Source organism: Paraburkholderia sp. BL9I2N2 (genome assembly GCF_004339745.1).
Lineage (GTDB): Bacteria > Pseudomonadota > Gammaproteobacteria > Burkholderiales > Burkholderiaceae > Paraburkholderia.
On record NZ_SMGP01000001.1, the window covers coordinates 521,101 to 547,078 of the forward strand.

Below are 25,978 nucleotides of genomic sequence, written 5' to 3' on the forward strand. Positions count from 1 at the left end.
CTTACAGTCTCAGTGATTAGTTGAAAGCTGCGCCGGGAATAATGGCGTGTCGGGCCGATACGTGTCCCGCGCGGCTTGCTGCTCAAGTTCATTTCTATTAGGGAGTAATGATGCAAAAACGATTCAAACAACTGATGTTGCTGGCTGCCCTCGTGCCGACCTTTGCCATGGCTCAAGCGCTTCAAAGCCAGGCTCCGGCGGCTCCGGCTGCTGCCGCGGCACCGGTTGATCCGGCCAAGCAGGCTGCAATCAAGGACCTGTTGGACGCAATCGACGCGCAGAAGCTCGTCGGCGCGATCGGCAACAGCGCCCAGATGCAAGCCAAGCAGCTGGTTCCGGCAATCCTGTCGGACGCGCTGAGCGAAAACAAGACGATGACGGACAAGCAGAAGCAGGCTTCCGTCCCGACGCTGCAAAAGAACGCAGTGCCGAAGCTGGTTGACGGCGCAGGCCAGGTGTTCGCAACGGACAGTTTCCGTCAGGACGCCATGCAAGCTCAGTACGACGCTTACGCGAAGTACTACAGCACGTCGGAAATCAAGGATCTGACGACGTTCTACAAGAGCCCGACCGGCCGCAAGTTCATCCAGGTGCAAGACCAGGTTGGCCGCGACGTCGTGAACGGCTTGATGCAAAAGTACATGCCGCAATCGATCAAGGCAACGCGTGACCAGGCTGACAAGGAAGTCGCCTCGGTCAAGCCGGCTAAGTAAAAGCCAAGGTCGACAGGCTGCGCTGACATCGCGCCAGCTACCGTCCGGCAGGCCCGCCTCGTAGGCTGATGGCGCGCCGGGTTTGGCGGCTTGGCGGTGACAATGCGATAATGGCCGTTTGCGCACACGCGCAAACGGCCATTTTCTTTTTCGGCGCGAAATGGTCCGAAACCCGCGTCAGAACATCGCGTCGGCAAAATCGGGTTGTCAGCGTCACGGTGGTTGTTCGCCCGGCTGCCAACTTCGCCGATCTTTGCGCGATTTTCCTTTTTTGCGCCTGCTTCCAGGATCTCACGATGCGCGTCTTTAATTTCTCCGCCGGCCCCGCGGCCATGCCCGAAGAAGTGCTGCGTCAAGCCGCCGACGAAATGCTCGACTGGCAGGGCAGCGGCATGAGCGTGATGGAAATGAGCCATCGCGGGAAAGAGTTCATGTCGATCCACGAGGAAGCGCTCGTCGATCTGCGCGACTTGCTCGAGGTGCCCGCCAGCCATCGCATCCTGTTCCTGCAGGGCGGTGGTCTCGGCGAGAACGCGATCGTGCCGATGAATCTGATGGGCGCGAAGCCTCGCGCGGATTTCGTGGTGACGGGTTCCTGGTCGCAGAAGTCGTTCAAGGAAGCACAGAAGTACGGCACCGTGCATCTGGCGGCGAGCGGCCAGACGGCCGACGGCTTCACCCGCGCGCCGGCGCGCTCCGAATGGCAACTGTCTGACGACCCGGCTTACGTGCATCTGTGCACGAACGAGACGATCCACGGCGTCGAGACGTTCGAGATTCCCGATCTCGGCGATATTCCGCTGGTGGCCGACGCCTCGTCGCACATCCTGTCGCGTCCCATGGACATCGCCAAATACGGCGTGCTGTTTGGTGGCGCGCAGAAGAATATCGGCATGGCCGGCGTGACGGTGGTGGTCGTGCGCGAAGACATGCTGGATCGCGCGCAGTCGATTTGCCCGTCGGCGTTCGAATGGAAGACCGTCGCCGAGAACAATTCGATGTACAACACGCCGCCCACTTATGCGATCTACATCGCCGGGTTGGTGTTCAAGTGGTTGAAGAAGCAGGGCGGCCTTGCCGCGATGGAAGCGCGCAATCTCGAGAAGTCGAAGTTGCTGTACGACGCGATCGACTCGAGCAGCTTCTATCTGAACAAGGTCGAACGTGGCTCGCGCTCGCGGATGAACGTACCGTTCTTCCTCGCCGACGAGTCGCGCAACGAAGATTTCCTGGCCGGCGCGAAAGCGCGGGGAATGGTGCAGCTAAAGGGCCACAAGTCCGTCGGCGGCATGCGGGCGTCGATTTATAACGCCGTCCCGCTCGAGGGCGTCAAAGCGCTTGTCGAATACATGAAGGAATTCGAACAGCGCGGTGCCTGAGCCACATTGGCTTGCAGGCGCGCGCATCCTTTCCAGCACGCATTTTTGCAGCAGCTACCGGCAGGGCCGTTTTCACGTATGGACGACGAACTCAATACCCGACTCAAACCCCTTCGCGAACGCATCGACGCACTCGACGCGCAGTTGATCGCGCTTCTCAACCAGCGCGCCGCGGTGGCGCTCGAAGTGGGCGAGGTCAAGAAGCATTTCAACGCGCCGGTGTTCCGGCCCGAGCGTGAGCAGCAGGTGATCGCGCGTCTGCAGGACATGAGCGAGGGGCCGCTCGCGAGCGAGCATATCAGCGCGATCTGGCGCGAGATCATGGCCGCGAGCCGCGCGCTCGAGAAGACCATCAAGGCCGCGTATCTCGGCCCGGTCGGCACCTACAGCGAACAGGCGATGCATGAGTACTTCGGTCAGTCGATCGAAGGCCTGCCGTGTCCGTCGATTGACGAAGTCTTTCGGTCAGTCGAGGCCGGCGCCGCCGAATTCGGCGTCGTGCCGGTCGAGAATTCGACCGAAGGCGCGGTGTCGCGCACGCTCGATCTGCTGCTGCAAACGCAACTCACGATTGGCGGCGAACTGGCTTTGCCGATCCACCACAATCTGTTGACGCTGAACGGTGGCCTCACGGGCGTGACGCGCGTGTGCGCGCATGCGCAGGCGCTCGCCCAGTGCCAGCGCTGGCTGTCGACCAACGCGCCGCATCTCGAGCGCCAGGCGGTGTCGAGCAATGCCGAAGCGGCACGCATGGCCGCTGAAGATCCGACCGTGGCGGCGATCGCTGGCGATCGCGCGGCGACCCATTATGGCTTGCAAGTGGCGTACGCGCTGATCCAGGACGATCCGCATAACCGCACGCGCTTCGTGATGATCGGCAAGCAGCCGGCCGGCCCGAGCGGTTATGACCAGACGTCGCTGATCGTGTCGGTCGTGAACGAACCGGGCGCGATGGTCAAGCTGCTGGAGCCGCTGGCGCGGCACAGCGTGTCCATGACCCGCTTCGAATCGCGTCCGGCGCGCGTCGGCACGTGGGAGTACTACTTCTACATCGACGTCGAAGGCCATCGCGACGATCCGGCGGTCGCTGCCGCGCTCACCGAACTCGGCGAGAAGGCAGCGTTTCTGAAGATTCTGGGCTCGTATCCGCGCGCCCGTTGATGACAGTCAAGCGGCGGCCCATGGTATCCACGCTGCGGCCGCCGCGCATTCAATTACTCATAGTCGTTCGGAGATTCTCATGACAGCGTCTTTCGGTCCTTCCTACGTGCGCGCCATTGCGCCTTACATCGCTGGCAAACCGATTTCGGAAGTGGCCCGCGAATTCGGTCTGGACGAAGCGACCATCGTGAAACTCGCATCGAACGAGAATCCCCTCGGCATGCCGGAGTCGGCGCAGCGCGCCATGGCGCAGGCCGCGAGCGAACTGGGCCGCTACCCGGACGCGAATGCGTTCGAGTTGAAGGCGGCGCTGAGCGAGCGCTACGGCGTGCCGGCCGACTGGGTCACGCTCGGCAACGGCAGCAACGACATCCTCGAAATCGCCGCGCATGCGTTTGTGGAAAAGGGCCAGTCGATCGTCTATGCACAGTACTCGTTCGCGGTTTACGCGTTGGCCACGCAAGGCCTGGGCGCGCGCGCCATCGTCGTGCCGGCTGTCAAATACGGTCACGACCTCGACGCGATGCTCGCGGCCATCACCGACGATACGCGCCTGATTTTCGTCGCCAATCCGAATAACCCGACGGGCACGTTCATCGAAGGCCCGAAGCTCGAAGCGTTTCTCGACAAGGTGCCGCGCAACGTGGCCGTCGTGCTCGACGAGGCGTATACGGAATATCTGCCGGCAGAGAAGCGCTATGACTCGATCGCGTGGGTGCGCCGCTACCCGAACCTGCTAGTGTCGCGCACGTTCTCGAAGGCCTTCGGCCTCGCCGGATTGCGCGTGGGTTTCGCGATCGCGCAACCTGAGCTGACCGATTTGCTGAATCGCTTGCGTCAGCCGTTCAATGTGAACACGCTCGCGCAAGCCGCGGCGATCGCTGCGCTGAACGACAAGGCGTTTCTGGAAAAGAGCGCGGCGTTGAACGCGCAGGGCTATCGCCGTTTGACCGAAGCGTTCGACAAGCTCGGTCTGGAGTATGTGCCGTCGGATGGCAATTTCGTGCTGGTGCGTGTCGGCAACGACGACGCGGCTGGCAACCGCGTCAACCTCGAATTGTTGAAGCAGGGCGTGATCGTGCGTCCGGTCGGCAACTACGGTTTGCCGCAATGGCTGCGCATCACGATCGGCCTGCCGGAAGAAAACGAAGCATTCATCGCGGCGCTCGAAAAGACGCTCGCCACCGCGTAAGCGGTAATCCTTGACCCGCGCGCCTCGTCGGCATGAAAGGCGCGCTTTTTCTGTGACCGACGTGGCCGCGTTTTCTTTTAACAAGCTGGTAATTTTCGGTGTCGGCCTGATCGGCGGATCGCTCGCGCGCGCGTTGCGCGAGCGGGGCGAGACCGAGGGCGCGCGCAAAGTGATCGGTGTGGGGCGTTCGTCCGCGTCGACTGAGCGCGCTCTGGAACTGGGTGTGATCGACGGCTCGGCGGCGTTGAACGACGACGCCTCGCTGCGTGAAGCGCTATCCGGCGCCGACTTCGTGCTGCTGGCCGCGCCCGTCGCGCAGACGCGGCCGCTGCTTGAGCGCATCGCGCCGTTTCTCGAAGACGCCACGATCGTCACCGACGCCGGCAGCACCAAGTCGGACGTGGTCGCCGCCGCCCGCGCGGCGCTTGGCGCGCGCATCGGCCAGTTCGTGCCGGGCCATCCGATTGCCGGCCGCGAGGCGAGCGGCGTGGAAGCAGCCTTGCCCGACCTGTATGTCGGCCGCAATGTCGTGCTGTGTCCGCTGCCTGAAAATGCGCCGGCGGACGTGGAGCGCGTCGCGGCGATGTGGCGCGCCACCGGTGCACTCGTGCGCAACATGGCGCCCGAGCAGCACGACCGCGTGTTCGCCTCGGTCAGTCATTTGCCGCACGTGCTCTCGTTCGCGCTGGTCGAGCAGATTCTGAATTCGCCCGACGCCGCGCTGAAATTCTCCTTCGCGGCGGGCGGTTTCCGCGACTTCACGCGGATCGCCGCGTCGAGCCCGGAAATGTGGCGCGACGTGTGCGTCGCCAATCGCGTCGCGCTGCTCGACGAACTCGACGCCTACACGGCAGTGCTCGCGCGCTTGCGCGTGGCCATCGAAGCCGCTGACGGCGCCGCCCTCGAAGCCGTATTCGCGCGCTCGCGCGTGGCGCGCACGGAATGGCAGGAACAGCGCGCGGCCGGCGTCGCCAATAGTGACGCGTCGAAATAACCGGAAACTGGACTCAATCATGGAATTCCTCGATCTCGGACCGTTTTCCCGCGCGTCCGGCACGGTTCGTCTGCCTGGCTCGAAGAGCATTTCGAACCGGGTGTTGCTGCTCGCGGCGCTCGCCGAAGGCGAAACGACGATCACGAACCTGCTCGACTCCGACGACACCCGCGTGATGCTCGACGCGCTCGAAAAGCTCGGCGTGCGTCTGAAGCGCGACGGCGACACCTGCGTCGTGACCGGCACGCGCGGCGCGTTCACGGCGCGCACGGCCGATCTGTTTCTCGGCAACGCCGGCACGGCGGTGCGTCCGCTGACGGCGGCGCTGGCGGTCAATGGCGGCGACTACCGCATTCACGGCGTGCCGCGCATGCACGAGCGGCCGATCGGCGATCTGGTCGACGGCCTGCGCCAGCTCGGCGCCAAGGTCGACTACGAAGAGAACGAAGGCTATCCGCCGCTGCGGATTCGTCCGGGGCAGATCAACGCCGACGCGCCGATTACCGTGCGCGGCGATGTGTCGAGCCAGTTCCTCACGTCGCTGCTCATGACGCTGCCACTGTTGCGCACCGAGAGCGGTGTGAGCACGGTGCAGGTGGATGGCGAATTGATCTCGAAGCCGTACATCGAGATCACCATCAAGTTGATGGAGCGCTTCGGCATCAACGTTGAACGCAACGGCTGGCATCAGTTCGTCGTGCCGGCTGGGCAGCGGTATCAGTCGCCGGGCACGATCATGGTGGAGGGCGACGCGTCGTCCGCTTCGTATTTCCTCGCGGCCGGCGCGCTCGGCGGCGGGCCGCTGAAGGTGGAGGGTGTCGGCCGGGCCAGCATCCAGGGCGATGTCGGCTTTGCCGATGCGCTCATCAAGATGGGCGCGAACCTGCAGATGGGCGACGACTGGATCGAAGTGCGCGGCGTCGGCCACGACAGCGGCAAGCTCGAGCCGATCGACATGGACTGCAACCTGATTCCCGATGCCGCGATGACGATCGCCGTCGCGGCGTTGTTCGCGGACGGCGCGACCACGCTGCGCAATATCGCCAGCTGGCGCGTGAAGGAAACCGACCGGCTCGCCGCGATGGCGACGGAGCTGCGCAAGGTCGGCGCCAAGGTGCAGGAAGGCGAGGATTTCCTCGTCATCGAACCGCCTGAAAAGCTGATTCCGAACGCCGCCATCGACACCTACGACGATCACCGCATGGCCATGTGCTTTTCGCTGGTGAGTCTCGGCGGCGTGCCGGTGCGCATCAACGACCCGAAGTGCGTCGGCAAGACGTTTCCCGATTATTTCGAGCGCTTTACCGCGCTCGCCCAACCCTGATTCGACCCCGAATCGACTGACGTGCGACTTTTTCGATGAAACCGACCCGTCCCTTTCACCAGACGCCCGTCATTACGATCGACGGCCCGAGTGCCTCCGGCAAAGGCACCGTGGCCGCGCTGGTTGCCGCGAGCCTCGGCTTCCACTTGCTGGATAGCGGCGCGCTGTACCGTCTCGCCGCGCTTGCCAGCCTGCGCTACAACATCGAGGCGGCCGACGCCGACGCCCTTGCAAAACTGATCGACGATCTGCACATCACGTTTCGCGAGGGGCTGGCGCAGCTCGACGGCGTCGACGTTTCCGCGGAGATCCGCGCCGAGGAAGTCGGCGCCCGTGCCTCGGCGATCGCCGTGCATGCGCCGGTGCGCACCGCGCTGGTGGCGCGTCAGCGGGCTTTTCGTAAGGAACCGGGACTGGTTGCGGACGGCCGCGATATGGGCACCGTGATCTTCCAGGACGCCGTGCTGAAGGTGTTCATGACCGCCAGCGTCGAGGCCCGCGCGGCGCGCCGGCATAAGCAATTGATCCAAAAAGGATTTTCTGCTAATATAGATGACTTGCTCCGGGATTTGCGTGAGCGCGATGAGCGTGACAGTCAGCGCGCAGCCGCGCCACTCAAGCCCGCAGCGGATGCAAAGCTGCTTGATACCTCCGCCTTGTCGGTCGACCAGGCGGTCGAGCAAGTGGTGCAGTGGTATGAAGCTTTAGTCCCGCATGCCTGATGAAAGTACGAGTTGTGCTTCAGGTGTGGGCGCAGTAGAAGTCCGTTGTCAGTAGGTGCTTCGCGATTGTCGCGAAGCGTTGTGTTAACCCTTTAACCCCGTGTGGCATTCGCATTCTTGGCCGTTGTTGCTGACCGTCCGGCCAGCCGGGCACCGCGAGAACCATGCAAATTTTGATTTTTATGTCCGACCTGCAAACCTCTACCCCGAATACCGAATCTTTTGCGGCTCTGTTCGAAGAGTCGCTGACCAAGCAAGACATGCGCGCCGGCGAAGTGATCTCCGCCGAAGTCGTGCGTGTTGACCACAACTTCGTGGTCGTCAACGCTGGTCTCAAGTCCGAAGCCTACATCCCGCTCGAAGAGTTCCTGAACGACGCGGGCGAGGTAGAAGTGCAGGCGGGCGACTTCGTTTCCGTCGCGATCGACGCGCTGGAAAACGGCTATGGCGACACGATCCTGTCGCGCGACAAGGCGAAGCGTCTGGCTTCGTGGCTGTCGCTGGAAAAGGCTCTCGACAACAACGAACTCGTGACCGGCACGATCACGGGCAAGGTCAAGGGCGGCATGACCGTCATGGTCAACGGCATCCGCGCATTCCTGCCGGGTTCGCTGGTCGACACGCGTCCGGTCAAGGACACGACCCCGTACGAAGGCAAGACGCTGGAATTCCGCGTCATCAAGCTCGACCGCAAGCGTAACAACGTCGTGCTGTCGCGTCGTGCCGTGATCGAAGCGACCCAAGGCGAAGAGCGCGCAAAGCTGCTCGAAACGCTGAAGGAAGGCGCGATCGTGGAAGGCGTGGTGAAGAACATCACGGATTACGGCGCGTTCGTGGACCTCGGCGGTATCGACGGCCTGCTGCACATCACCGACATCGCATGGCGTCGTGTGCGTCACCCGAGCGAAGTGCTGTCGGTTGGCCAGGAAGTCACCGCGAAGATCCTCAAGTTCGATCAAGAGAAGAACCGCGTTTCGCTGGGCATCAAGCAACTGGGCGACGATCCGTGGGAAGGCATTTCGCGCCGTTACCCGTCGGGCACGCGCCTGTTCGGTAAAGTCACCAACATCACCGACTACGGCGCATTCGTCGAAGTCGAATCGGGTATCGAAGGCCTGGTTCACGTGTCGGAAATGGACTGGACGAACAAGAACGTTGCACCGTCGAAGGTTGTGCAACTGGGTGACGAAGTCGAAGTCATGGTTCTCGAAATCGACGAAGACCGCCGCCGTATCAGCCTCGGCATGAAGCAATGCAAGCCGAACCCGTGGGACGACTTCAGCCGCAACTTCAAGAAGGGCGACAAGCTGCAAGGCGCAATCAAGTCGATCACCGACTTCGGCGTCTTCATCGGTCTGCCGGGCGGCATCGACGGTCTGGTTCACCTGTCGGACCTGTCGTGGAGCGAAACGGGCGAAGAAGCAGTTCGCAAGTACAAGAAGGGCGACGAAGTGGAAGCGATCGTTCTCGGCATCGACGTCGAGAAGGAACGCATTTCGCTGGGCATCAAGCAGCTCGAAGGCGACCCGTTCAGCAACTTCGTTGCCATGAACGACAAGGGTTCGATCGTCGACGGCGTGGTCAAGTCGGTGGACGCGAAGGGTGCTGTGGTTCAGCTGTCGGCAGAAGTCGAAGGCTACCTGCGCGCTTCGGAAATCGCACAAGACCGCGTGGAAGATGCTCGCAACGTGCTGAAGGACGGCGACAAGGTCAACGCGATGATCATCAACATCGATCGCAAGTCGCGTGGTATCAACCTGTCGATCAAGGCCAAGGATTCGGCTGAGCAACAGGAAGCGATTCGCGGCCTGGCTTCGTCGGACTCGAGCTCGGCTGCCACCGGCACGACGAACCTCGGCGCGCTGTTGAAGGCCAAGCTCGACGGCCAGAACCAGTAAGCCTGAGAGGTCTGCTGCAGTATGACCAAATCGGAATTGGTCGCCCAGCTGGCTGCGCGATTTCCGCAACTTGTCCTTAAAGATGCGGATTTCGCGGTGAAGACGATGCTTGATGCGATGTCGGAGGCACTTGCCAACGGTCATCGCATCGAAATTCGCGGCTTCGGCAGCTTCGGCCTTAACCGCCGTCCCTCCCGCGTCGGACGTAATCCCAAGTCGGGCGAGAAGGTGCTGGTACCTGAGAAGTACGTACCGCACTTCAAGCCGGGCAAGGAATTGCGCGAGCGGGTAGATCGTCGCGCGGGTGAGCCGTTGAAGGCCGAAGAGCCGGATGACGACCTGTAAATGCTTCGCTGCGCTATTTGCAGCGTGGCATTGGTAGCGTCAGCGGCCAAAGCCAGTCGGCAAAAGACCAGAAAAAGCGCCTTCGGGCGCTTTTTTTTCGTCTGTACGTTTGGCGTTTTTGCGCCGCGACGTTCGCCTGGCCTGACGCGTGGCCCACAGGCACAGCCTGTGAGCACGACCGGCGAACCCAGACAAACTGACCCACGCACCCGCCTACCCACCTGCGGCAAGATAAAACCGCGTAAGCCCGCAATCCGCCAGTTCCTGCCCAGCCGCGAGGGCTTCAATTACAATACGGGTCACTTCGGCGCGGGCAACACCGTGGCGCGACGCGTCATCAAGCCGGCGTCACCCCGCAACTGCCGTCAAGAGACCTATTCATGAAATTTATCGTCTGGCTGATCCGTGTGCTGGTGTTCGTGCTGCTGCTGGTGCTGGCGCTCTCCAATACACAACCTGCTACGCTGAATTTCCTCGCCGGCTACGCATGGTCGGCGCCGTTGATCCTGATCGGCCTCGCGTTCTTCGTGGTGGGGCTGCTGGCCGGGCTGGTTTCGTCGATGCCGGCCATGCTGCGCTTGCGCATGGAAAATGGCCGGCTCAAGCGCGAGTTGCGGGTGGCGCGCGAAACCCCGGTCGTGGTCGAACAACCGCCCATGCCGCCGTTGATCTGAATTTCTTCCGCCGCGCATCGTGAGCGCGGCTTTCCGTCTTCGCTTCCCGCACATTTGCATTAATCGCATGGATCTAGACTTCTGGTGGCTGCTTGTCATACCCGTCGCTTTCGCGTTCGGCTGGATGGCTGCGCGCTACGACCTCAAAACGCTGCTGTCCGAAAGCGCCAACTTGCCGCGTTCGTATTTTCGCGGCCTGAACTTCCTGCTCAACGAGCAGCCGGACCAGGCTATCGATGCCTTCATCGAAGTGGTCAAGCTCGATCCGGAAACGGTCGAGTTGCACTTCGCGCTGGGCAATCTGTTCCGTCGCCGCGGTGAAACGGATCGCGCGATTCGCGTGCATCAGAATCTGTTGAGCCGCGCCGACCTGCCGGTCAGCGAGCGCGATCACGCGCTTTACGAGTTGGGGCAAGACTTCCTGAAGGCGGGTCTGCTCGATCGCGCGGAAGAAACGTTCCGCTCGCTCGAAACCGGCGACTACGCGCTGGGCGCGCAACGCGCGCTCCTCACCATCTACGAAATCGAGAAGGACTGGGTCAAGTCCATCGATACCGCGCGTCATCTGGAAACGATGGGCGCGGAGTCGCTCGACAAGGAAATTGCGCAGTTCCACTGCGAACTCGCGCAGGAAGCGCTACAACAGAAGAAGCCGGACGAAGCCCGCCGCCAGCTCGGCTTCGCGCTGAAGGCGAACCCAACCAACGTGCGCGCCACGATCCTGTTCGGCGACGTCGACGCGGCCGGCGGCGCGCAGGAAGCTGCCATCGCGCAATGGCGGCGCGTGGAGGAGCAGAATCCGGCCTATCTGCCGCTGGTCGCGGAAAAGCTGATGAAGGCCTACGAGGCGCTCGGCCGCCCGCAGGACGGCGCCGATCTGCTCACCACGTGGGTGGACCGCTATCCGACCAACGATCTGCTCGATGTTGCCTATCAGCACGTCGCATCGCTGCGCGGACCTGACGCCGCCCATGCGCTGGCGCGCTCGCAAATGCAGAAGTCGCCGAATCTGGCGGGCATGACACGGTTGCTCGAGGCGCAGGAAGCCGTCGCGGAAGAACCGCGACGCAGCGAACTCGAACTGATGCGCACGCTGATCCGTCAGCGCACCAAAAATCTGCCACGGTATACGTGCCAGAATTGCGGTTTCAGGGCGCGGCTTTTCTACTGGCAGTGCCCGGGTTGCAGCGGTTGGGAAACCTATGCGCCGCGTCGCGTCGAGCCGATCACCGCGTCGAACTGACGCTTTGATGGCCGCGGCGGCTTCGGCTGCGCGGTCGCGCCGCCGCCCGGCGTGTGGCAACCGCCCCAGCGCGGGCGGATTTCGCAACGTGTTTCTGACCGGCTTCATCGCCGGGAATCATCACCGGAACCCTCTACCGGAAAGCGTATGAAAATCACCATTATCGGCACGGGCTATGTGGGTCTTGTCACTGGCGCGTGTCTCGCCGAGATCGGTCACGATGTTTTCTGTCTCGACGTCGATCCGCGCAAGATCGAAATCCTCAACAACGGCGGCGTGCCCATTCACGAGCCCGGTTTGCAGGAGATGATCGCCCGCACGCGCGCGGCGCGCCGCATCACGTTTTCCACGGATGTCGAAGCCAGCGTCGCGCACGGCGACGTGCAGTTCATCGCCGTCGGCACGCCGCCTGACGAAGACGGCTCGGCGGATCTGCAATACGTGCTCGAAGCGGCGCGCAACATCGGCCGCACGATGAACGGCTTCAAGGTGATCGTCGACAAGTCGACAGTGCCGGTCGGCACCGCGCAGCGCGTACGCACGGTGGTCGAAGAAGAACTGGCTAAACGCGGGCTCGCCGCCAGCGCGCAGCATCGCTTCTCGGTGGTGTCCAATCCCGAGTTCCTGAAGGAAGGCGCGGCGGTCGACGACTTCATGCGTCCCGACCGCATCGTGATCGGCATCGACGAAGACGAACCCGGCATGCGCGCGCGCGAATTGATGAAGCGTCTGTACGCGCCGTTCAACCGCAATCACGAACGCACTTTGTACATGGACGTGCGCTCGGCCGAATTCACGAAATACGCGGCCAATGCCATGCTCGCCACGCGCATCTCGTTCATGAACGAGATGTCGAATCTGGCGGACCGCGTCGGCGCGGATATCGAAGCGGTGCGCCGCGGCATCGGCTCGGATCCGCGGATCGGCTATCACTTCCTGTACGCCGGCTGCGGCTACGGCGGCTCGTGCTTCCCGAAGGACGTGCAGGCGCTGATCCGCACGGCCAGCGAGAGCGGCCACAATCTGCGCATCCTCGAAGCGGTCGAGGAAGTGAACCACAAGCAGAAAGACGTGCTGGTGCACAAGATCACGGACAAACTCGGCGACGATCTGAGCGGCCGCACGTTCGCCGTGTGGGGCCTCGCATTCAAGCCCAACACCGACGATATGCGCGAGGCGCCGAGCCGTCGCCTGATCGCGGAACTGCTGGCGCGGGGCGCCCACGTGCGCGCTTACGATCCGGTCGCGGTGACCGAAGCGCGCCGCGTGTTCGCCATCGACCTGCATGACGCACCGGATCAGTTCGCGCGTCTGAGCTTCACGAGCACGCAGGACGAAACGCTCACCGGCGCCGACGCCCTCGTGATCGTGACGGAATGGAAAGAATTCAAGAGTCCGGATTTCGTTCATCTGAAATCGGTGCTGAAGTCGCCGTTGATTTTCGACGGCCGCAACCTGTATGAACCGGACGCGATGACCGAACTCGGCATCGACTACCACTCGATTGGACGCCCCTATGCCCAACCCTCTGAACTTCCGGCCGTTGCCTGAGACCGTGCCCGGCGCCGCGCCGTCCACGCCCGCAGCGCCGCTCACCGTCGTGCCGCGCGAACAGCTTGGCGCGGCGCGCGTGCTGGTGGTGGGCGACGTCATGCTCGATCGTTACTGGTTCGGCGACGTGAACCGCATTTCGCCGGAAGCGCCGGTGCCGGTGGTGCACGTGCAGCGTCAGGAAGACCGTCTCGGCGGCGCGGCGAACGTCGCGCGCAACGCGGTCGCGCTCGGCGCGCAAGCCGGCTTGCTGTGCGTGGTGGGCCATGACGAACCCGGCGAGCGCATCGTGCAGCTGCTCGGCGAAAGCGGCGTGAAGCCGCATCTCGAGCGCGATCCGGCGCTGCTCACCACGATCAAGCTGCGCGTGCTGTCGCGCCAGCAACAGTTGCTGCGCGTCGACTTCGAAAACTCGCCGGCGCACGAAGTGCTGCTCGCGGGTCTCGCCCGATTCGACGAACTGCTGCCGTCGCACGACGTGATTCTGATGTCCGACTACGCGAAGGGCGGCCTGACCCACGTCACGCAAATGATCTCGAAGGCGAATGCCGCGGGCAAGCCGGTGCTGGTCGATCCGAAGGGCGACGACTGGGAACGCTATCAGGGCGCCACGCTGATTACGCCGAACCGCGCCGAGTTGCGCGAGGTGGTCGGTCAGTGGAAATCGGAAGAAGATCTGCTCGCGCGCGTGACGAAACTGCGCACCGATCTGCAGTTCAAGGCGCTGCTGCTGACGCGTTCGGAAGAGGGCATGACGCTCTTCACGGACGACGGCATCCTGCACGCTTCGGCTGTCGCGCGCGAAGTGTATGATGTCTCGGGCGCGGGCGACACCGTGATCGCCACGCTCGCCGCCATGCTCGGCGCGGGTCTCACGCTGATCGAGGCGGTCGGGCTCGCGAATCGCGCGGCCGGCATCGTGGTCGGCAAACTCGGCACCGCCACTGTCGACTACGACGAACTTTTTCATTGACGCGGCCCGCCGGATTCCTCGCTGTGCGCCCGTGAGTGGCGCGTAAAAGGGATTCGCGGGGCGTCAACTGGACCTGTCGATTGGAGCTAGTGCAGAGCACTCGCTCCGATCCCATGCAAAGCTCTTTACCGCAGGCTCATCATGACCCTCATCGTCACCGGCGCGGCCGGTTTTATCGGCAGCAATCTCGTGAAGGCGCTCAACGAGCGCGGTGAACAACGCATCATCGCCGTGGACAACCTCACGCGTGCCGACAAGTTCAAGAATCTCGTCGACTGCGAGATCGACGACTACCTCGACAAGACCGAATTCGTCGAACGCTTCAAGCGCGGCGACTTCGGCAAGGTGCGCGCGATTTTCCACGAAGGCGCCTGTTCGGACACGATGGAAACCGACGGCCGCTACATGATGGACAACAATTTCCGCTATAGCCGCGACGTGCTCGATGTGTGCCTCGCGCAGAACATCCAGTTCCTGTACGCGTCGTCGGCGGCAACGTATGGCGGCTCGAGCCGTTTCGTCGAAGAGCGCGAGGTCGAGCAGCCGCTCAACGTGTACGGCTACTCGAAGTTCCTGTTCGATCAGGTGATTCGCCGCGTGCTGCCCACTGCGAAGAGCCAGATTGCCGGCTTCCGTTATTTCAATGTCTACGGGCCGCGCGAAACGCATAAGGCGCGCATGGCGTCGGTGGCGTTTCACAACTTCAACCAGTTCCGCGCCGAGGGCAAGGTCAAGCTGTTCGGCGAATACAACGGCTACGCCGCGGGCGAGCAGACGCGCGACTTCGTCTCCGTGGAAGACGTGGTGAAGGTCAACCTGTTCTTCTTCGACAATCCGGACAAGTCGGGCATCTTCAATCTGGGCAGCGGCCGCGCGCAACCGTTCAACGACATCGCCAGCACGGTGGTCAACACGCTGCGCTCGCTGAACAACGAACCGGCGCTGTCGCTCGCGGATCAGGTGCAGCGCGGGTTGATCGAATACATTCCGTTTCCCGATGCGTTGCGCGGCAAGTACCAGTGCTTCACGCAAGCGGATCAGTCGAAGCTGCGCGCAGCCGGCTACGACGCGCCGTTCCTGAGCGTTCAGGAAGGTGTCGATCGTTACGTGCGTTGGCTATTCGGCCAGGTGTAAATCTTTCGGATCCCTCTTTAAACTGGAATCTCCCGGTTGGTGATGGTCGCCAACCGGTTGTACGAGGGAGATTCCATATGTTTCGAAAAATTCTGGTTACCGCGGCCATGCTGGCCGCTTTCGGCCACGCTTATGCGGCGGTCGACGTCAACACGGCCAATGAGGATGCGCTGCGCGGCATCAAGGGCATCGGTCCTGCCAAAGCGAAAGCCATTCTCGACGAGCGTGCAGCGCATGGTCCGTTCAAGGACCCGGCCGACCTCGGCAAGCGCGTCAAAGGCATGGGCGGGCATACTGTCGAGCGCCTGCAGGCGGAGGGTCTCGCTGTCGGTCCGGCTGGCGCGGCTGCTAACCCGCAGGCTGCGGCGTCTGCACAGACCAAAGGCGCGGCCGTTCCGGCCGGCACGCCAAAGAACAGCGCCACGGTGGCAGTGAAGAAATAGCCTTACGCGGACTTTGCGTGCGGGCCTCGTGACCCGCTCGCGGAGTCCGTCCCCGTGGTTCCCCTTCATGGTCGGAGTTGGCAGCAACACTCCTTCAGCTGTCATGCAGATGACTGGCTCCCGCGGTTCTCAGCCGCGGGCTTTTTGCGCTGCGGGCGCTCGCTGACGGGGCGCCTGCATCCATGCGGGCAGAAGGGCCGCGCGGCAGCCGCGGGCACGGTGGTTTAGAATCGATGGATTGAAGACTCCGCGCATCGACAGCACCAGAACCGATATGGCTTACAAAACGATTGAAGACACGATCGGCAATACGCCGCTCGTACAACTCGTCCGGCTCCCCGACGACGAGATCCGCAGCCGCAATAACGTGATCCTTGCGAAGCTCGAAGGCAATAACCCGGCGGGCTCGGTGAAGGATCGCCCGGCGTTGTCGATGATCAAGAAAGCGGAAGCGCGTGGCCGCATCAAACCCGGCGACACGCTGATCGAATCGACCAGCGGCAACACGGGTATTGCGCTCGCCATGGCGGCAGCGGTCCGTGGCTACAAAATGGTCCTGATCATGCCGGAAGATCTGTCGGTGGAACGCCGTCAGAGCATGGCCGCGTACGGCGCGCAGATCGTGCTCACGCCGGTCACGGGCGGCATGGAGTACGCACGCGATCTCGCCGAGCAGATGCAGCGCGAAGGCAAGGGCATCATCCTCGATCAGTTTGCCAATCCCGACAATCCGGCCTCGCACGTCGAGGGCACGGGCCCGGAAATCTGGCGCGACACCGAAGGGCGCATTACCCACTTCGTGTCGTCGATGGGCACGACCGGCACGATCATGGGCGTGTCCACTTATCTGAAAGAACAGAATCAGGCTATCGAGATCATCGGCGCGCAACCTGAAGAAGGGTCGCGTATTCCGGGCATCCGCAAATGGCCGGAAGCGTATCTGCCGAAGATTTTCGATCGCAGCCGCGTCGACCGTGTCGAGAACGTGAGCCAGGCCGCCGCGGAAGCGATGGCGCGCCGCATGGCGTCGGTGGAAGGGATTTTTGCCGGCATCTCGTCGGGCGGCGCCTGCGAAGTGGCGCTGCGCGTCGCGCGGCAGGTCGAGAACGCGACGATCGTGTTCATCGTCTGCGATCGCGGCGACCGCTATCTGTCGACCGGTGTGTTTCCCGCATAAACGCGTCGTCGCTCAGAGTGTCGCTCGCCAACGAAAAAGCGCCGGTTCAAAACCGGCGCTTTTTCATTTTGTCGGCTCGTGAGGCGCACTCGGCGCCCGCATGGCCGACTATTGCGAAGCCGCAACCGGCGGCGCCGCGTTGTTGACGGCGTTGTTCGTGGCGTCGCCGGCTTCCATCTGCGCCTTGACCCGCTGGCCCAACTGATACACCGCGAGCGCGTAGAAGAAACTGCGGTTATAGCGCGTCAGCACGTAGAAGTTCTTCAAGCCCAGCATGAACTCGGTGCCACGTCCCGGTGAGGGCAGATCCACCACCGTCACCGGCGTGCCGGCCTCCGACGCGATATCGACGTCCGGTTCGTTCAGCAGCAACCCGGCGCGCAGCAACTGACTGAGCGGCCAGTGTGGCTCCGGCTGGCCGTCGGCGGCTGCTTGCGCGACGCCCAGGCTGCCGGCGTCCGAGCCGATCTTCCACACCACCGGCCGGCCGTTTTCCCAACCGTTCTGACGCAGGTAATTCGCCACGCTGCCGATCGCGTCCGCCTGGCTCGTGCGCAGGTCGATCTGTTTGTTGCCGTCGTAGCTCACCGCGTATTGGACGATGCTGCTCGGCAGAAACTGCGGAATGCCGATCGCGCCGGTGTACGAGCCGAGCACCGTGGTCGGATCGATCTGCGAGTCGCGCGTCCACACCAAATAGTCTTCGAGATTCTTGCGGAAAGTCGCCTGGCGATCCGCGCGATTGGCGGTGTTCGGATAGTCGAAGCTGAGCGTGGTCAGCGCGTCGAGCACGCGGAAGTTGCCCATGAAGCGGCCATAAATCGTCTCCACGCCGATGATGCCGACGATCACTTCCGGCGGCACGCCGAACTCTTCATAGGCGCGTTGCAGCGTGGCCTGGTTCGCGCGCCAGAAGCGCGCGCCGGCATTGATGCGGACCTGGTCAAGGAAACGCGACTGATACACGCGCCAGTTCTTGACCGACGGCGAAGGCGACGGCGTCACGAGCTTGACTGCGGTCGCCGAATAGCTCACGCCGGTAAAGAGTGAGTGCAGCGCGGATTCGTCGAAGTCGTAGCGCGCGACCATGTCGTTGATGAACGCATTGACATCGGCATTGTTCGCGTAGCGCTGCGGGATGATCTCTTCTTCAAACGTTTGCCCTTGCGGCACCGCGGGTTGCGGTTGGCCTTGCGCGAGCAGCACCGGCGGTTTCTTGCCGGCGCTTTGCGCGATCGCCGGACTGGTTGCCATGAACATGCACGATGCGACGGATAGTGCGGCGGCCATGGTTCTGGTACGTAGCCGGTTTCGTGCAGACAGAGCAAGCTTGACGGTCATAGTTAGCTAAAGGCGCGTGGCGCAGGAGACAAGGGAAAGACGGGGAAAAACCGATCGGGGCAGTATACCCGACGCCTCTGCGCAAAACTGTGCCTGACGCGTGACAGCCGCATCGTGTGGTAACTTGATGCATGTTGGCGCGCCGAGGGCGCGCGTCCCTGGAAGGAGACATGCCGCGCGCGCTTCGAAGGCGTGACGCCGCAGAAAGAGAATCATGGCAACAGGCTTCTATTCCCACGCCGACTGTCTGCTGCACGATATGGGGCAATGGCATCCCGAATGCCCCGCGCGTCTGCAGGCAATCGAAGATCAGTTGATCGCGAGCCGCATCGACTCGCTGATCGAGCGCGAGTCGCCGCCACTCGCCGACGATGCCGCGCTGCTGCGCGTGCATACGCAAGCTCACGTCGATTACATCCGCAGCCGCTCGCCGGCTGAAGGCATGGCCGAAATCGATCCCGATACGACGATGAACCCGCACACCTTGCAGGCCGCATTGCGCGCGGCGGGCGCCGCGGTTGCCGCGACCGATGCGGTGATCGAAGGCCGCTACGACAATGCCTTCTGCAGCGTGCGCCCGCCCGGCCACCATGCGGAGCCGGCGCGCGCCATGGGCTTTTGTTTCTTCAACAACGTCGCGATCGCCGCGCGTCATGCGCTCGAAGTGCACGGCTTGCAGCGCGTCGCGATCATCGACTTCGACGTGCATCACGGCAACGGCACCGAAGCGGCTTTCTCGGGCGACTCGCGCGTGCTGATGTGCAGCATCTTCCAGCATCCGTTCTATCCGTTCACGGGCGCCGACAACCAGGCGCCCAACATGTGCAACGTGCCGATGCCGGCGCGCTCGAAAGGCATGGCGGTGCGCGAGGCGGTAGACCTGCTGTGGCTGCCGCGCCTGCATGATTTCAAGCCGGAGATGCTGTTCATCTCGGCCGGTTTCGACGCGCATCGCGAGGACGACCTCGGCAACATGGGCCTCGTCGAAGACGATTACGCCTGGATCACCGATCAGATGCGCGAGATCGCGAAGCGTTATGCGCATGGACGGATAGTCAGTTGCCTCGAAGGCGGCTACAACCTGTCCGCGTTGGGGCGCAGCGTGGTCGCCCACGTGCGTTCGCTGGCCGGGATCTGAGCCGCTAAACCGCTGCGCCGGTGCCGCGCGCGGCGCCATCCACTCAAAACGCATTAGGAGCGAGCCATGAACGCCGATGCGCGCAACAACGTTTCACTGGTCGAAATCGAACACGGCGCGTACGGGGTGCCGGGCGTCGTGCGTTTGACGATGAACCGGCCCGACGCCTTCAACGCGCTCTCCGAAGCCTTGCTCGACGACCTGCAGACCGCATTGAGCGAAATCGGGCGGTCGGACGCGCGTGTGGTGGTGATCGCCGGCGCGGGTCGGGCGTTCTGCGCGGGACACGATCTGAAGGAAATGCGCGCGGCGCCTTCCTTGGCGTATTACCAGGCGCTGTTCGCCCGCTGCACGAAGCTCATGATGACGATCCAGCGCTTGCCGCAACCCGTGATCGCGCGCGTGCAGGGCATCGCGACGGCGGCCGGCTGTCAACTCGTCGCGATGTGCGATCTGGCTGTCGCCGCCGACACGGCGCGGTTTGCCGTCTCGGGTGTGAACCTCGGCCTCTTCTGCGCGACACCCTCCGTGCCGCTGTCGCGCAACCTGTCGCGCAAAGCGGCGCTTGAAATGCTGCTCACCGGCGATTTCATCGATGCCGCCGAGGCGAAGCAGCAAGGTCTCGTGAACCGCGTGGTCCCGGCAGATGCGCTCGACCCGGAAATCGCGCGGCTCGCCACCGGCATTTGCGCGAAACCCGTCGAAGCCGTGAGCGCCGGCAAAGGCCTCTTCTATCGTCAGTTGGAGATGGGTATCGAAGCGGCTTATCAGCTCGCCGGCCAGACCATGGCCTGCAATATGATGGACGAGTCAGCGCTCGAAGGCGTGCAGGCTTTCATCGACAAACGGCCGCCCGACTGGAAGCGTGACGCGAGCTAGTCGCGCGTCGCTCAGGCTTTAAGCACCACCCGTTTTTCAATCCACTCGATCAACGCGCCGATCACCCGATCGCGGTCGATGTCGTTCATCGTCTCGTGATAGCTGCCTTCGTGCAGCGTAAGCGTCTTATCCGGCGAGCCTGCGTGCTCACCGAAGTCGCGGCTGCCTTCGGGTTCGGTGAGCTTATCGGCGGTGCCGTGATAAACCAGTAGCGGTACCCGCAAGTCCGCACGGCCGCGTTCGATGCGCGCCATCGCCAGCAACAGTTCCGCGCCGGTGCGCGCGGGAATCGCGCCGTGATGCACGAGCGGATCGTTGCGATTGGCGTTCACCACGGGCTGAAGGCGCGAGAGCAAAGCGGCGTCGATTTTCATCGCCGGGAAGCTCGGGTAGAGGCGGCTGATCACCTGGCTCAGCTTCAGCATCCAGCGCGGCACGTCGCGGCCGGGCGCAAGCGCCGGGCTCGACAGGATCAGACCGTTCAGGCGCCGGCCGCTCGCGTCGAGGCGCTCGATCGCGTACAACGCGGCCACGGCGCCGCCCATGCTGTGGCCCATCAGGAAGAGCGGGGCGCAACTTTGCGCCGCGGCGTCGAGCAAGGCTTTTGCGTCCAGCAGATAGTCGTCGAAGCGCTTCACGTACGACCGCTTGCCGGGCGCCTGGCCGTGGCCGCGCAGATCGATCGCCACCAGTTCGATGCCGGCCGCGTTCAGGCGCACGGCCAGCGCCGCATAGCGGCCGGCGTGCTCGGCGAGCCCGTGGAGCAGCGCGACCGTGGCGCGCAGCGGCGCGGCGGCCGGCCAGCGGTACAGCGGCAGGTCCACGCCATCGCCGGTCGTGACCGACGAGCACTGCGGCTCGCCAGCGTTGCGGTTGCCCGCGACTGGCCGCGGATTGCTGCGTTGAGATGTCTCCATGGCTGCGCGCTTATCCTGATTTTGATCCGCCCGATCATAGTCGCAGCGACAGTGCGCGCGCGAGCATCTCGCGCGGAGCGAGCCTCTAATGCCCACAGGTTATGAAAAGATCGTAATTGATTATTAAAGGGAATGACGGCGCTGCGGTAGAATTGCGGGCTCAAATCCCAATAAAAGTAACGGCGGCCGCTTGTCGGGAGCACACAACGCTCGCTGACAGACTCCGCCGTTTCGTTTTTCCATGATCGAAATACGCAATATCTCCCAGCGGTTCGCCGGGCCCCGGGGCTGGGTCGAGGCGCTGCACAACGTCAATCTGTCGATTCCGGCGGGCGAGGTGTTCGGCATCATCGGCCGCAGCGGCGCGGGCAAGAGCACGCTCGTGCGCACCCTGAACCTGCTGACGCGCCCAAGCGAAGGCAATATCGTCGTCAACGGCCGCGATCTGACGACGCTGCCCGCCGCGCAATTGCGCGAGGCGCGCCGCGAGATCGGCATGATTTTCCAGCACTTCAATTTGCTGTCGTCGCGCACGGTCTACGAGAACGTCGCGCTGCCGCTCGAACTCGCCGGCATGAAGCGCGATGAGATCGAAGCGAACGTGCTGCCGCTGCTCGAACTGGTCGGCCTGTCGGCGCAGAAGGACCGGTATCCGGCGCAGATCAGCGGCGGCCAGAAGCAGCGCGTCGGCATTGCGCGCGCTCTTGCGAGCAAGCCCAAAGTGCTGCTTTCCGACGAAGCGACCTCCGCGCTCGATCCCGAAACCACGCGCGCGATTCTCGACCTGCTCAAGCGCATCAATCGCGAACTGAACCTGACCATCGTGCTGATCACGCACCAGATGGACGTGATCAAGCAGGTCTGCGACCGCGTCGCCGTGCTGGACGCGGGCCGTGTGGTCGAAGAAGGCAAGGTGATCGACGTGTTCCTGCAACCGCATCACGAAGTCACGCGCGCCTTGATCGGCGACGTGATCGCGCAGGAACTGCCGCCCGCCATGAAGGCGCGCGTCGCGGAGCGCCTGAAGACCGGCAGCGGCCACTTGCTGCGCCTCGCGTTCACCGGCTCGGGCGTCGATCAGCCGATTCTGTCGGAAACGATTCGCCGCTACGAACTCGACTTCAACATCCTGCACGGCCAGATCGATGAGATCCAGGGGCAGGCGTTCGGCTCGCTCGCGGTGCTCGCGGGCGGCGAACCGACGAAGGTGGCGCAAGCGCTGACGTATCTGCGTGAACAGGGCGTGGTGGTGGAGGAGTTGTCGTATGTTGAGTGAAATGTTCGATATGTTCGTCCAGTCGTTCTGGGAAACGCTCGTGATGGTGGGCATTTCCGGACTGGTCGGCGCCTTGGTGGGTTTGCCGCTCGGCGTGCTGCTGTATCTGACGGACCGCCAGGGCGTATTGCAGAACATCGCCGTGAATCGCGTGATGGGCGTCATTGTGAATGCGGTGCGTTCGACGCCGTTCATCATCCTGCTGGTCGCCGTGATTCCGTTCACGCGTCTCGTGGTGGGTTCGTCGATCGGCACCGCCGCCGCTGTCGTGCCGCTGACGATCGCCGCGGCGCCGTTCATCGCGCGCCTGGTCGAGACCGCACTGCGCGAAGTGGATCGCGGCCTGATCGAAGCAGCGCAAGCGATGGGTGCAACCACTAGCCAGATCGTCTTCAAGGTGTTGCTGCCGGAATCGCTGCCGGGGGTGGTCGCCGGCCTGACGATCACGTTCGTCTCGCTGGTCGGCTATTCGGCGATGGCCGGCGCAATCGGCGGCGGCGGGCTTGGCGATCTCGGGATTCGCTATGGGTATCAGCGGTTCCTGCCGGAAGTGATGTTGACGGTCGTGGTGATCCTGATCGTCTTCGTGCAGTTGGTGCAGTCGTTCGGGGATTGGCTCGTGCGTCGTTTGAGCCATAAGTAAAACAACAAAGTCGATAGATTCGGAAAGGTCCATCATGCAACGTCGTTTCATTCTCAAGCTGGCGGCCGTGCTCGGCGCCGCATCGCTGTTCGCCGCCAACGCGGCTCACGCCGAAGACACGATCAAGGTCGGCGTCACCGGCGGTCCGCACGCGCAGATCATGGAAGTCGTGAAAACAGTCGCGGCGAAGAACGGTCTGAACATCAAGATCGTCGAGTTCTCCGACTACGTGCAGCCGAACGCCGCGCTCGCCGGCGGCGATCTGGACGCGAACAGCTACCAGCACGACCCGTATCTGCAGGCGCAGGTGAAGGACCGTGGCTACAAGCTGATCCGTATCGCGGACACGGTCACGTACCCGATGGGCATCTATTCGAAGAAAGTGAAGACGCTGGCCGAGCTGCAGCCGGGCGCGAAGATCGCGGTGCCGAATGATCCGACCAACGGTGGCCGCGCGCTGCTGTTGCTGCAAAAGCAGGGTCTGCTGAAACTGCGCGCCGACGCGGGCCTGAAGGCGACGCCGCTCGACATCGTCGACAATCCGAAGAAGCTGAAGATCGTCGAACTCGACGCCGCGCAGATTCCGCGCTCGCTGAACGACGTGGACGCCGCTGCAATCAACACGAACTTCGCTATGGAAGCGGGTCTGAAGCCCAAGCAGGACGCCATTGCGATGGAAGACCCGAAAGGCCCCTACGTGAACATCATCGCAATCCGCGAGGCGGATAAGAATAAGCCGTGGGTCGCCAAGCTGGTCGCGGCGTATCATTCGCCGGAAGTGAAGCAGTTCATTGAAAGTAAATTTGGCGGGTCGGTCATCACCGCGTGGTGAGCCGGAGGCCTCCAGAACAAGCAAGACACGACGGCGATGCAAAATTTGAGTCGTAGGTCTTAACCCGGGGTTGCCACCCGGGTTTTTTCGAGATTAAAATAGAACGATCGTTCGATATTGCCGTCACGCCACTGAGGAGCGATATCCTCCTGCTAGAGCGCCCGCGACAGGGCTGCCACGAGGGCAGTCGTTATAATGTTCGTTGGGTTGACGTATTCGTAACTTTGGAGCGTGTGCATGAAAATCCTGGTGCCAGTCAAAAGAGTGGTCGATTACAACGTGAAAGTCCGAGTCAAGTCGGACGGCACGGGCGTCGACATCGCGAACGTGAAGATGTCGATGAATCCGTTCGATGAAATCGCGGTTGAAGAAGCGGTGCGGTTGAAAGAAGCGGGCGTGGCGACGGAAGTGATCGCCGTGTCGGCGGGCGTGACGCAATCGCAGGAAACGCTGCGCACGGCGCTCGCGATCGGCGCGGATCGCGCGATCCTGATCGAGTCTTCAGTGGAACTGCAGCCGTTGGCCGTGGCGAAGCTGCTGAAGGCGCTGGTCGACAAGGAGCAGCCGCAGCTGGTCATTCTCGGCAAGCAGGCGATCGACGACGATTCGAACCAGACCGGCCAGATGCTGGCTGCGCTGGCTGGTTTGCCGCAGGCGACGTTTGCGTCGAAGGTTGTTGTTGCCGACGGCAAGGCGACCGTCTCGCGTGAAGTGGACGGTGGCGCTGAAACGCTGTCGTTAAAGCTCCCCGCAGTCATCACCACGGACTTGCGCCTGAACGAGCCGCGCTACGTGACGCTGCCGAACATCATGAAGGCGAAGAAGAAGCCGCTGGAAGTCGTCAAGCCGGAAGACCTCGGTGTCGACGTCACGCCGCGCCTGAAGACGCTGAAGGTTGTCGAGCCGCCGAAGCGCTCCGCCGGTGTGAAGGTGCCGGACGTGAAGACGCTGGTCGAGAAGCTGAAAACCGAAGCCAAGGTGCTGTGAGGAGACGGACGAAATGACGAATCTGGTAATTGCAGAACACGACAACGCGTCGATCAAGGCCGCGACGCTGAACACGATTGCAGCGGCGCAGAAGATTGGTGGCGATATCCACGTGCTGGTGGCGGGTCACAACGCGCAAGCCGCGGCCGATGCAGCGGCGAAGATTGCAGGCGTTAGCAAAGTGCTGCTGGCCGACGCGCCGCAACTCGAAGCGGGTCTCGCGGAAAACATCGAAGCAACGGTGGTGAACATCGCGAAGGACTACACGCACATCCTCGCGCCGGCAACCGCCTACGGCAAGAACATCACGCCGCGTATCGCAGCGAAGCTGGACGTTGCGCAGATCAGCGACATCACGGCAGTGGATTCTGCTGATACGTTCGAGCGTCCGATCTACGCCGGTAACGCAATCGCAACGGTGCAATCGGCTGATCCGATCAAGGTCATCACGGTCCGCACGACTGGTTTCGACCCGGTCGCAGCCGAAGGCGGCAGCGCATCGGTCGAGAAGATCGAAGCGGCAGCCGACAGCGGCATCTCGTCCTTCGTCAGCCGTGAAGTGACGAAGCTGGACCGTCCGGAACTGACGTCGGCGAAGATCATCGTCTCGGGTGGCCGGGGTCTCGGCAACGGCGAGAACTACACGAAGGTGCTCGAACCGCTGGCGGACAAGCTGAACGCAGCGCTGGGCGCATCGCGCGCAGCCGTCGATGCGGGCTTCGTGCCGAACGACTATCAGGTCGGGCAGACCGGCAAGATCGTCGCGCCGCAACTGTACATCGCAGTCGGCATCTCGGGCGCGATCCAGCATCTGGCCGGGATGAAGGACAGCAAAGTGATCGTCGCGATCAACAAGGACGAAGAAGCGCCGATCTTCAGCGTCGCCGATTACGGTCTGGTGGGCGATCTGTTCACGCTCGTGCCCGAACTCGTTAGCGAACTCGGTTAAGCGCCGTAACGCCGCATAGAAGGCGTCTGGCAGCACATGAAGGGCGTGGGACCGATCAAGTCCAGCGCCCTTTTTTTATATCAGAAGCGGGAG

At 62.9% G+C, this 25,978-nt stretch carries 25 protein-coding genes; 23 read left to right on the forward strand and 2 right to left on the reverse strand.

Features of this window, described 5'->3' with window-relative positions; all coding sequences use genetic code 11:
• Nucleotides 1-110 precede the first annotated feature (110 nt).
• The 16 genes from B0G74_RS02410 (at nucleotide 111) to cysM (ending at nucleotide 16,923) form a co-directional block, all read left to right on the forward strand.
• On the forward strand, nucleotides 111-713 hold the full coding sequence (locus tag B0G74_RS02410; protein ID WP_011489486.1) for a DUF2059 domain-containing protein: 603 nt from the start codon (nucleotides 111-113) through the stop codon (nucleotides 711-713).
• A 296-nt stretch (nucleotides 714-1,009) separates the two neighbouring features.
• Nucleotides 1,010-2,092 carry a 3-phosphoserine/phosphohydroxythreonine transaminase gene (serC, locus tag B0G74_RS02415; protein WP_132373504.1) on the forward strand — a complete coding sequence of 361 codons (1,083 nt, stop codon included), beginning with the start codon at nucleotides 1,010-1,012 and terminating at the stop codon, nucleotides 2,090-2,092.
• A 78-nt stretch (nucleotides 2,093-2,170) separates the two neighbouring features.
• Nucleotides 2,171-3,253, forward strand: coding sequence for a prephenate dehydratase (gene pheA / locus B0G74_RS02420; RefSeq protein ID WP_012433979.1), 1,083 nt, complete (start codon nucleotides 2,171-2,173; stop codon nucleotides 3,251-3,253).
• 79 nt (nucleotides 3,254-3,332) lie between these two features.
• Nucleotides 3,333-4,445: a histidinol-phosphate transaminase gene (hisC, locus tag B0G74_RS02425; protein WP_132373505.1), complete on the forward strand. Its 1,113-nt coding sequence runs from the start codon at nucleotides 3,333-3,335 to the stop codon at nucleotides 4,443-4,445.
• A 52-nt stretch (nucleotides 4,446-4,497) separates the two neighbouring features.
• Nucleotides 4,498-5,439 carry a prephenate dehydrogenase/arogenate dehydrogenase family protein gene (locus tag B0G74_RS02430; RefSeq protein WP_132373506.1) on the forward strand — a complete coding sequence of 314 codons (942 nt, stop codon included), beginning with the start codon at nucleotides 4,498-4,500 and terminating at the stop codon, nucleotides 5,437-5,439.
• 19 nt (nucleotides 5,440-5,458) lie between these two features.
• On the forward strand, nucleotides 5,459-6,763 hold the full coding sequence (gene aroA / locus B0G74_RS02435; protein WP_132373507.1) for a 3-phosphoshikimate 1-carboxyvinyltransferase: 1,305 nt from the start codon (nucleotides 5,459-5,461) through the stop codon (nucleotides 6,761-6,763).
• Between the two features lie 35 nt (nucleotides 6,764-6,798).
• Nucleotides 6,799-7,485: a (d)CMP kinase gene (cmk, locus tag B0G74_RS02440; protein ID WP_132373508.1), complete on the forward strand. Its 687-nt coding sequence runs from the start codon at nucleotides 6,799-6,801 to the stop codon at nucleotides 7,483-7,485.
• A gap of 164 nt (nucleotides 7,486-7,649) precedes the next feature.
• On the forward strand, nucleotides 7,650-9,383 hold the full coding sequence (gene rpsA, locus B0G74_RS02445; protein ID WP_091800091.1) for a 30S ribosomal protein S1: 1,734 nt from the start codon (nucleotides 7,650-7,652) through the stop codon (nucleotides 9,381-9,383).
• A gap of 21 nt (nucleotides 9,384-9,404) precedes the next feature.
• Nucleotides 9,405-9,728 (forward strand): integration host factor subunit beta, encoded by a 324-nt coding sequence (locus B0G74_RS02450; RefSeq protein ID WP_012433973.1) that lies wholly within the window; start codon nucleotides 9,405-9,407, stop codon nucleotides 9,726-9,728.
• Between the two features lie 380 nt (nucleotides 9,729-10,108).
• Nucleotides 10,109-10,402, forward strand: coding sequence for a LapA family protein (locus tag B0G74_RS02455; protein ID WP_095418546.1), 294 nt, complete (start codon nucleotides 10,109-10,111; stop codon nucleotides 10,400-10,402).
• A 67-nt stretch (nucleotides 10,403-10,469) separates the two neighbouring features.
• The gene (gene lapB / locus B0G74_RS02460; RefSeq protein WP_106313802.1) at nucleotides 10,470-11,645 is read left to right on the forward strand and encodes a lipopolysaccharide assembly protein LapB; all 1,176 of its coding nucleotides are present in this window, start codon (nucleotides 10,470-10,472) and stop codon (nucleotides 11,643-11,645) included.
• 147 nt (nucleotides 11,646-11,792) lie between these two features.
• Nucleotides 11,793-13,196: a UDP-glucose/GDP-mannose dehydrogenase family protein gene (locus B0G74_RS02465; protein WP_132373509.1), complete on the forward strand. Its 1,404-nt coding sequence runs from the start codon at nucleotides 11,793-11,795 to the stop codon at nucleotides 13,194-13,196.
• On the forward strand, nucleotides 13,162-14,169 hold the full coding sequence (rfaE1, locus tag B0G74_RS02470) for a D-glycero-beta-D-manno-heptose-7-phosphate kinase (protein WP_132373510.1): 1,008 nt from the start codon (nucleotides 13,162-13,164) through the stop codon (nucleotides 14,167-14,169). Before B0G74_RS02465 ends, rfaE1 begins: the two co-directional genes overlap by 35 nt.
• A 141-nt stretch (nucleotides 14,170-14,310) precedes the next feature.
• Complete coding sequence (gene rfaD, locus B0G74_RS02475) at nucleotides 14,311-15,303, forward strand: ADP-glyceromanno-heptose 6-epimerase (protein WP_106283259.1); 993 nt, start codon at nucleotides 14,311-14,313, stop codon at nucleotides 15,301-15,303.
• A 77-nt stretch (nucleotides 15,304-15,380) separates the two neighbouring features.
• Complete coding sequence (locus B0G74_RS02480; RefSeq protein ID WP_132373511.1) at nucleotides 15,381-15,746, forward strand: helix-hairpin-helix domain-containing protein; 366 nt, start codon at nucleotides 15,381-15,383, stop codon at nucleotides 15,744-15,746.
• Between the two features lie 274 nt (nucleotides 15,747-16,020).
• The gene (gene cysM / locus B0G74_RS02485) at nucleotides 16,021-16,923 is read left to right on the forward strand and encodes a cysteine synthase CysM (protein ID WP_106283257.1); all 903 of its coding nucleotides are present in this window, start codon (nucleotides 16,021-16,023) and stop codon (nucleotides 16,921-16,923) included.
• A 108-nt stretch (nucleotides 16,924-17,031) separates the two neighbouring features.
• On the opposite strand, the gene mltB is transcribed toward cysM, so the two are convergent.
• On the reverse strand, nucleotides 17,032-18,183 hold the full coding sequence (mltB, locus tag B0G74_RS02490) for a lytic murein transglycosylase B (RefSeq protein ID WP_132373512.1): 1,152 nt from the start codon (nucleotides 18,181-18,183) through the stop codon (nucleotides 17,032-17,034).
• A 295-nt stretch (nucleotides 18,184-18,478) separates the two neighbouring features.
• On the opposite strand from mltB, the gene B0G74_RS02495 reads away from it, so the two are divergent.
• Both B0G74_RS02495 and B0G74_RS02500 read left to right on the forward strand, forming a co-directional pair.
• Nucleotides 18,479-19,402 carry a histone deacetylase family protein gene (locus B0G74_RS02495; RefSeq protein ID WP_132373513.1) on the forward strand — a complete coding sequence of 308 codons (924 nt, stop codon included), beginning with the start codon at nucleotides 18,479-18,481 and terminating at the stop codon, nucleotides 19,400-19,402.
• A gap of 66 nt (nucleotides 19,403-19,468) precedes the next feature.
• A complete protein-coding gene (locus B0G74_RS02500) occupies nucleotides 19,469-20,281 on the forward strand; it encodes an enoyl-CoA hydratase (RefSeq protein WP_132373514.1) in 813 nt (270 codons plus the stop codon).
• Nucleotides 20,282-20,292: 11 nt separating this feature from the next.
• On the opposite strand, the gene B0G74_RS02505 is transcribed toward B0G74_RS02500, so the two are convergent.
• The gene (locus tag B0G74_RS02505) at nucleotides 20,293-21,198 is read right to left on the reverse strand and encodes an alpha/beta hydrolase (protein ID WP_132373515.1); all 906 of its coding nucleotides are present in this window, start codon (nucleotides 21,196-21,198) and stop codon (nucleotides 20,293-20,295) included.
• A gap of 241 nt (nucleotides 21,199-21,439) precedes the next feature.
• On the opposite strand from B0G74_RS02505, the gene B0G74_RS02510 reads away from it, so the two are divergent.
• From B0G74_RS02510 to B0G74_RS02530, 5 genes are all read left to right on the forward strand, one after another.
• A complete protein-coding gene (locus B0G74_RS02510) occupies nucleotides 21,440-22,474 on the forward strand; it encodes a methionine ABC transporter ATP-binding protein (RefSeq protein WP_132373516.1) in 1,035 nt (344 codons plus the stop codon).
• Entirely contained in the window at nucleotides 22,464-23,117 is a 654-nt protein-coding gene (locus B0G74_RS02515) for a methionine ABC transporter permease (protein WP_132373517.1), read from the forward strand. Before B0G74_RS02510 ends, B0G74_RS02515 begins: the two co-directional genes overlap by 11 nt.
• Before the next feature lie 34 nt (nucleotides 23,118-23,151).
• The gene (locus tag B0G74_RS02520) at nucleotides 23,152-23,949 is read left to right on the forward strand and encodes a MetQ/NlpA family ABC transporter substrate-binding protein (protein ID WP_132373518.1); all 798 of its coding nucleotides are present in this window, start codon (nucleotides 23,152-23,154) and stop codon (nucleotides 23,947-23,949) included.
• A gap of 237 nt (nucleotides 23,950-24,186) precedes the next feature.
• Nucleotides 24,187-24,936 (forward strand): electron transfer flavoprotein subunit beta/FixA family protein, encoded by a 750-nt coding sequence (locus tag B0G74_RS02525; RefSeq protein ID WP_132373519.1) that lies wholly within the window; start codon nucleotides 24,187-24,189, stop codon nucleotides 24,934-24,936.
• A 13-nt stretch (nucleotides 24,937-24,949) separates the two neighbouring features.
• Entirely contained in the window at nucleotides 24,950-25,885 is a 936-nt protein-coding gene (locus B0G74_RS02530; protein WP_132373520.1) for an FAD-binding protein, read from the forward strand.
• Nucleotides 25,886-25,978: the final 93 nt, after the last annotated feature.